General features: G+C 38.6%; 1 protein-coding gene and 1 pseudogene. Both read right to left on the bottom strand.

Annotation, left to right across the window (positions count from 1 at the left end):
• A pseudogene (locus R2782_RS09510) lies at positions 1-3,459 on the bottom strand (hypothetical protein); the annotation flags it as partial.
• Between the two features lie 270 nt (positions 3,460-3,729).
• The gene (locus R2782_RS09505) at positions 3,730-6,429 is read right to left on the bottom strand and encodes a tail fiber domain-containing protein (protein WP_371267994.1); all 2,700 of its coding nucleotides are present in this window, start codon (positions 6,427-6,429) and stop codon (positions 3,730-3,732) included.
• Positions 6,430-6,450 lie beyond the last annotated feature (21 nt).

The following is a 6,450-nucleotide window of genomic DNA, read 5'->3' as shown; positions in this document are numbered from 1 at the left end:
GTTTGTAGCAAAAAGAGTATTCCAACGATTGGTTCCAACTCCCAAGTTTTGCGTGGCATCATTCATCGGCATAAATCTGCTTATCTGAAATTGATATAAATCGTTTATAGTAGTTAATTCATCACCACTATTAGCAATGGTTAAATTGGGTCCGATGTTGTAAATTCGCCAATCGGTATTGGAATTACCACCTCTTTGAAAATCTAAAGCTACATTGCTGGTAGCACCCGTTAAGGAGGTGTTTGTAATTTTAATTGCTGTGAGACCAGCCGGACCAGACACATGAAGTTTTTGGTTTGGAACAGTTGTTCCAACGCCTACTTCTCCGGTAGGTTGTACTGTAACTAAGGTTGTTGAGGTGAGTGAATTTGGTGTCGTAGCGTGTGTTGCAATTTTAAAATTATCTGTAGAGGTGTCCAAACCTAAATTATAATGTCTTGCTCCAGTGTTTCCAATGTGCATGATAGCATCCCCTGTCCCTGACTGTTCTAAATAGAGTTGGCCAATGGTTGTTGAAGTTGAATTGTCTGCAATATGAAATCTTTTGTTAGGAGTTGTGGTACCTATGCCAAAATTTCCATTTGCATCTAATCGCATACGTTCAAGATTATTTGTTCTGAACACAAAAGATTGATTGTCTGAGGTGCCAATAAAATTTGTTGTAGGATCGGTTCCGGCATTTCCTAAAATACTCCATGTATTTAAATCTTGCCAAGAAGCTAATCCGGTCGCACTACTTGTTAATACTCTCCCGGTTTGTTGATTTCCATCTACCATTCTAATATTTCCCATCACTTCTAAAGGGGCACTTGGAAAAGCCGTTCCAATTCCCAAGTTTCCATTAAAAATTCGCATTCTTTCTATATTATTAGTTCTAAAAACTAAAGGTTGTGCATCTGAAGTACCAATAAAATTTATAGTTGGATTGGTTCCCGTATTACCATGAATATTCCAATAATCATTTGTAATTGGGGGGACAACTGGAGTTACTATACCACCTCCACCTTCCGGGTCAATAACAGTTAGCACTCTATGAGCATTAACGCTAAATGATCCCCCAAAACTGGCCGGTGTTTGTACAAAATTAGATGAAACCGTATTTATTGTTGCCCAATTGATTGATATTGTTTGCGTTACAAATGGTGTTACACTTATTGGATACAGAAAATTTATATCCCAAATGGGTCTGTTAATGCCTCCCACAATGTCTTCAACTGAGGTTTGAAAACTTTTTACGATAGTTCCGTTTAGCAAAACATCAAAAAAAACTGGTGTTTGTCCTTGTGCATTAAACCCTGAAGCTGAAAAATTTACCATAACAACACTTGATTTTGGTGTAAATGTAATTTCCATCTCAGGCATAAGTGTTTTTATCGATGTAGATCCAGCATTTGTTGTTCCTAAGGCGGTATAATATTTCGTTTTTCCGTTATTCTCCTCCAATTTTACCCATTTTGTTCCATTCCAATAATGAAAACCGGGCGTTACTTCATTTTCTCCCACTCCAGCAGTTGTTGTGTTATATACTAAAGTACTTTCGGGAAGAGTACCTCCGCTTGGATTGATTATCGGACTGGCAACATTTGCCGAAGTTAATGCAACTCTGGGTACCATAATTCCTTTGTCATTTGAAGCTATATCTAATAAAGCATTTGGTGTAGAAGAGCCTATTCCGGTTGCTCCATTTTTTAAGACCACCATCGCATCACTCCGTTCAGAAGCTTCTATAAAACTATTAAAATTGGCATCAATGGCATTACCAATCACAAACAAGCGATCGGTAGCATTAGCGGCTCTAAATTGTGTTGCGCCATTAGCTGTTAAAGAATAGGTTGTAGCTCCAATTCCTAAAACTGTTTCACCATAACTATTTGAAAAATTATGATACCCAAATGCAGTAGATTCATTTCCATTGGCAACATTTTGCCTTCCAAATACAGTTGATGCTTGTCCATTTGCCGTAGAACTTGTACCAAACGCTGAAGAGCCAAGTCCAGTTGCTGTAACAAAATTCCCAATTGCTACTGAAGCAAAAGCAGAAGCTCTAGTATTATTCCCTAAAGCTACAGATGATGAACCAATATTGGCATCATCCCAAAATGTACCTAATACATTTCCTGCCCTCAAAGCCGCTTTATTTGGGTTCCATACCAGTCGCACACCTGCACCACTTGGAGCTACTGCACCAGAATTTAAAGTACCAGTAGAAACCAAGCCATCTGTACCATTAATTAATACCGCTCCTGCATCAGCCGTAATTGTTCTGCCTGCACCTGCTCCTCCAAAGTCATACGCTTGGTCTAACGTACCAGATGTGCTACTTTGTAAATATTCTTTAGTCACCACTGCTTTTCCATCAGCAGCATCAATCATAGTATTGGTTGTTGAGGGTAAACGTGTTAAGCCACTTTTTTGGATAATTAAAGCATCACTTCGCTCTCCTGATTCTACTATATTGTTATTATTAATATCGGTTGCATTTCCAATAACAAAAAGTCTGTCGGTTGCATTTGAAGGTCGGAATTGGGTATCACCATTGGGAGATGGTATATACGTTGTTGCACCAATACCGATTACTGTTTCTCCATAAGAAGGTGAAGCGTTGTAAGCTCCAAAAGCCGTTGATCTAGAACCGGATGCAACAGTATTGTCACCAAAAGAAATCGAGTTATCCCCAGATGCTATTGTATTTAAACCAAAAGAGGTTGAGATGCTTCCTGATGCTATTGTATTAAAACCAAAAGCAGTTGAAGTGCCTCCACTGGCTGTTGTATTATTTCCAAATGCAGCTGTGTTGATATTGCTTGCCGTGTTGTCAGACCCAAATGCAACTGAATTGGAACTACTTGCAATTGTATTAATTCCGAATGCAGTTGATTGAATTCCTGAAGCGGTTGTATTGAAACCAAATGCAGTTGAAAAAAATCCTACGTTAACATCATCCCATTGAGTTCCCGAAACACGACCTGCTCTAAAGGCAACTTTTCTAGGGTTCCAAACCATTCTTGATCCGCTTCCGCTTGGTACAGTTACTCCACTTCCTAAGGATCCCGTGGAAACCAACCCATCCGTTCCATCAATTAAAACCGCTCCTGCATCAGCAGTAATGGTTCTTCCGTTACCGGCTCCTCCAAAATCATAGGCTTGGTCAAGTGTCCCGGTATCAGTGCCTTTTATTGGAACCCAAGTTGTAGTCGGGTTATTCCAATAATAAAATCCGGGTGTGTTTGTTCCAACCGTTGTGGTTAAAAAAACGAGCATTCCGTTCTGATTTGCCCCCGGATTGACTCCCGGAAATGTATCTACTTTAGGAATCAAAATACCATCGGTATTGGAGGGATTGGCTTGGTTTGTGGATTGTATATCCAATTGTGCATTAGGTGAGGTAGTATTGATACCAACTTGTGCAAAAACACATGTTGTCAAAACTAAAAATAGGTGGACAATTAATTTTTTCATAATAGTGGTTTTTCATGAAAAATCTATTCAATTCATCATCGTGGTTTGTAAATATAAAATTCAGATTATCAATTGAATACCACAATACGAAATTATCCGTAGTGTCTTTTACTCTTTAATATTAAAGAAGATAAGTAATTGCAATACTTTTTTAAAAAAAATTAGTAAAACCTCAACTTAACAATCCATTTAGGCACAAAAAAAATACGCTCTTTGGCGTATTCCTGTTTTCTTATAAATGTTTTGTTCTAAAAAAATATGTTCCTTCTTTTATTTCTTCTTATTTTCAATTTCTGCAATTTTGTTTTTCAACTCTTCAATCTGTACTTGCTGCTCCTGAATGGCTTTCACTAAAACAGGAATTATTTCAGCATAATTAACCCCTAATCTTTCTGTTGATACCCACTCTTTATTTCCATTTTCATCTATACTTTTCCACTCTTTATCCACCACCACTTCGGGAAGTATTTCTTGTAAATCCTGAGCCATAAATCCTAAATGTGGGGTGTGGTTATCGATGGTGGCGTCTATCCATTTATAGGTCTTGGGCTTTAACTGCATAATTTTATCAAGTCCATACGTTAATTTTTCAATATCCTGCTTTTCTCGGGCATCACTAGTTTGAATAGTTCCAAGACTGGCAAAAACAGCTGACCATCTCCGGGTACTGGAGCCCAAGGTTTTTCCATTATTTATAGAAGGAACGAATTCTATAGCCGTAAAATTAAATTCCGATAGTTCTGTTGTAAAATCTGTAACTCCCCTTCTAATTTCTAACTCCCCACTACTATCTATGAGTTTCCAGTCATTCCCGGAGTTTCCGGTTCGCATTAGTTCTAGACCGGCCTGCCCACCACTGGAACTAGTGATTCTTGTAAAAACATTTCCAGTAGCAGAAACTTCGAATTTCCTGGAAGGTGTTAAGGTACCTATACCCACATCACCTGCACTGGTAATAGCCATTCTATTGGTATTTCCTCCCGTTCTAAAGATGAGTCCGTTATTCAATGCTGAATTATTGAAAATAATACCTCCCTCAATTGATGCTGATTCAGAGCCAAAAAGCAACCCCTTTTCGGAAGCACTGGGTGTTAAAAAATGATGATATACATTGCCACCACTTTCTAACAATAAGCCAGTATTGCCATTGGATGTTCCACCACTTACACCATTTGAAATATGTAACCTTCTTTCTGGTGTTGTAGTACCAATCCCAACTAAACCAGAGTTTAAAATAGTCATTCTTGCGGTATTTCCTCCCGTTCTAAAATCTATTTTTTCTGCCTGTGCACTAAAGACCACACCTCCTCTTATATTTCCAGCAGGAGTTCCAAATAAAAGTCCTGACCCGGTAGCTACCGAAGCATTGGATGTTAAAAACTGATGATAGGCATCACTACTACTTTCTAACACCATTTTTGCACCTGAAAAAGGAGCAACTCCTATGGTTCCATCAACTATATGGAGCTTGGTTACAGGAGTGGTTGTACCAATACCTACATTAACACTTGCAGTTGCACCATTAACACCATTAATACTTCCCAAAACCAAACTGTTACTGCTGTCTACTTGCGATCTAGCACCTATAGCTGTTGCATTTGTTAAATTATTAGCCCCTACATTACTATTGGCCCCTAATCCCGTATTAAAAGCTCCTGTTGTATTACTAATTAATGCATCTCTTCCCACACCAGTATTACTGGCACCCGTAGTAGTTAATTGCAGGGCAGCCCCGCCAATAGCCGTATTGGAATTTGCACTAAGTAATAACTGAAGTGCACTAGCCCCAACGGCAGTATTGGTTTGACCACTAGTATTTTCTCGGAGTGCTAAGGAGCCAATGGCTATGTTTGATTGACTATCAATATTGTTCAATAATGCCTCATACCCCATAGCTACATTATGAAATCCCCCAACATTCGCTTGCATGGCAAAAGAGCCTAAGGCTACATTTCTAAACCCAGTTTGGTTAAATCTAAGAGATTGATGACCCATAGCTACATTATCACTACCCGTACTATTGCTATTTAATGAGTTAGTTCCAAAAGCAGCATTTCTGCCCCCAGTAGTATTACCTTCTAACGAAAAAAAGCCAAAAGCGTTATTATTACTAGCTGTTGTATTATTATTCATAGAAAATACGCCAACTGCCGTATTAAATGAGCCAATAGTATTATTTTCCATGGCATTATAACCTATTGCAGTATTTTGACTTACGGTATTTGAAGCAAGAGCAAATCCACCAATAGCAGTATTTTCACTACCAGCAATATTTGCTCTTAAAGAATTAGTACCAATCGCTGTATTATTATCGCCCGTAGTATTACTTCCCATTGACAGAACCCCCATGGCGGTATTATGGCTTCCTATCGTATTGTCCAATAGAGAATTTGCCCCAAAAGCACTGTTTGAATCCCCATTACCCGAAGCCCTTAAAGCCTGAAAACCAAAAGCACTATTAGCAAAACCGCTATTCAATTGCAGTGCAAATGATCCAAAAGCAGCTGTACTAGAAGTATTTCCCAATCCTGCTAATAAACCAAAGGAGGTCTTTGTTGTTCCCAAGATACCTGCCAGATTGTTTCCCCTTACGAATCGTAGATCTTGATTATTGATGGTCCCAAAAAAATTACCCGAAGTTGCTGTATTTCCTGTTAACTTCCATCCGGTATTTCCATTATTCCCTACTGGCACCCAGCTAGTACTTGCCTGTTCCCAATAATAAAAACCAGGAGCATCAGTACCTACAGTGGTCGTTAAAAACACTAACATCCCGTTTTGATTGACTCCCGGATTAACGGTAGGAAAGACATCAACTTTAGGAATCAAAATACCATCGGTATTGGAGGGATTGGCTTGGTTTGTGGATTGTATATCCAATTGTGCATTAGGCGAGGTAGTATTGATACCAACTTGTGCAAAAACACATGTTGTCAAAACTAAAAATAGGTGGACAATTATTTTTTTCATAATAGTGGTTTTTCATGAAAA

Source organism: Flavobacterium sp., from assembly GCF_041392085.1.
In the GTDB taxonomy this organism is placed as follows: domain Bacteria; phylum Bacteroidota; class Bacteroidia; order Flavobacteriales; family Flavobacteriaceae; genus Flavobacterium.
The sequence above is the reverse complement of the archived record's forward strand: the minus strand, read 5'-3'. Positions and strand labels throughout refer to the sequence as shown.

Bases quoted from the DNA above. Each gene is read 5' to 3' on its own strand.
- R2782_RS09505 (WP_371267994.1), bottom strand. From the start codon at position 6,429: ATGAAAAAAATAATTGTCCACCTATTTTTAGTTTTGACAACATGTGTT.